The sequence below is a fragment of the Pseudomonas sp. SIMBA_068 genome (assembly GCF_046534705.1).
Taxonomy (GTDB): domain Bacteria; phylum Pseudomonadota; class Gammaproteobacteria; order Pseudomonadales; family Pseudomonadaceae; genus Aquipseudomonas; species Aquipseudomonas putida.
Genome location: NZ_JAWRYI010001710.1, coordinates 1 through 234, shown reverse-complemented (window position 1 = coordinate 234; position 234 = coordinate 1). Strand labels below are relative to the sequence as shown.

The window sequence follows — 234 nt, the reverse complement described above, 5'->3', positions numbered from 1 at the left end:
GGTTGAAGTTATAGTCGATGAGCGATTCGCCGTAACCACTGTAAACCTGAGTATAAAGGCGCACATGTTTGGTGATCGGGTAACTTAAGCCTAACTCCGCACCACCGTAACCGGTGTTCCAGTTGTACTGCCCTTTCGCGCTCAGTACCGCATCACCGAGGTGATAGCCGATTTTAAGCTGGTAATAGCCCATATATTTGGTGATGTCCGGGTTATCGTCCGTATTCCCCACCA

The 234-nt window shown here is 49.6% G+C and carries 1 protein-coding gene; it reads right to left on the bottom strand.

The genetic code is table 11. The annotated features are described in order from the left end of the window. The coding region (locus SB756_RS35580; RefSeq protein WP_410913947.1) for a phospholipase A at nucleotides 1–234 on the bottom strand (234 nt) is incomplete at both ends.